The sequence below is a fragment of the Streptomyces sp. NPDC006529 genome (genome assembly GCF_040611795.1).
In the GTDB taxonomy this organism is placed as follows: domain Bacteria; phylum Actinomycetota; class Actinomycetes; order Streptomycetales; family Streptomycetaceae; genus Streptomyces.
This window is the reverse complement of the sequence record NZ_JBEXPB010000148.1, coordinates 1-1,070: the sequence shown is the minus strand read 5'-3', so window position 1 is coordinate 1,070 and position 1,070 is coordinate 1. Positions and strand designations below refer to the sequence as shown.

1 protein-coding gene is annotated in these 1,070 nt (G+C 70.7%); it reads right to left on the bottom strand.

What is annotated here, in order from left to right:
• Window positions 1–1,070, bottom strand: a 1,070-nt coding sequence (locus tag ABZY31_RS31335) for a type I polyketide synthase (protein WP_356417107.1), incomplete at both ends; no start/stop codon positions are given.

Here is a 1,070-nt window from a genome sequence, read left to right as displayed (position 1 = left end):
GCGAACAACGCCGGCTGCGCCCACTCCGTACGGTTCAGCAGCTCCGCATCCGCACCGAAGAGGACATCCCGCAAAGGCACATCCAGATCGAACCGGGCACACACCGCATCCAGCGCATCCGCGAACGCCGGGAAGGCGTCATACAACTCGCGCCCCATCCCCAGTCGCTGGCTGCCCTGCCCCGTGAACAGGAAGGCCAGCCCTTCCCCGGACACCGTGCCCTGGACCAGGCCCGGCACCTGCGCGCCCGCCGCAAGGGCGCGCAGTCCGGTGAGCAGCTCTTCGCGGTCCGCGTTCTGCGTGACCAGAACGGCCCTGGCCTCGAAGGCGGACCGTCCGGCCGCGAGGGAGCGCGCGACGTCGGCGGCAGCTGCCTGCGGGTTATCCGCCAGCCAGGACACGAGCTGTGCGGCCTGGGCGCGCAACGCGTCCGTTCCCTTGCCGCTGACAACCAAGGGCAGGACAGAGGCTGCGATCCCGGTCCCTGTCCGGTGACCGGCTGCCGTTGCCCCGCCATCGAGCGGCGGGGCCTCTTCGATGATCGTGTGGGCGTTCGTACCGCTCAGGCCGAAGGAGGACACACCGGCCCGGCGCGGGTGACCCGGCGCGGGCCACTCGCGGAGCTCGGTCAACAGCTCGACCTCACCCGCGGACCAGTCGACGTGCGGGGTGGGAGCGTCGACGTGCAAGGTCTTGGGCAGTACCCCGTGCTGCATCGCCAGCACCATCTTGATCACACCGGCCACACCCGCCGCGGCCTGCGTGTGACCGATGTTCGACTTCACCGAACCCAGCAGCAGCGGACGGCCGTCCTCGCGCTCCTGACCGTACGTGGCCAACAGCGCCTGCGCCTCGATCGGGTCACCGAGCCGCGTACCGGTACCGTGCGCCTCGACCGCGTCCACGTCGGCGCCCGTCAGCCCCGCACTCGCCAGCGCCTGGCGGATGACACGCTGCTGCGAAGGGCCGTTCGGCGCCGTCAGACCATTGCTGGCACCGTCCTGGTTGATCGCCGAACCCCGCACCACCGCAAGGACCGGGTGACCGTTCCTACGGGCATCCGACAGCCG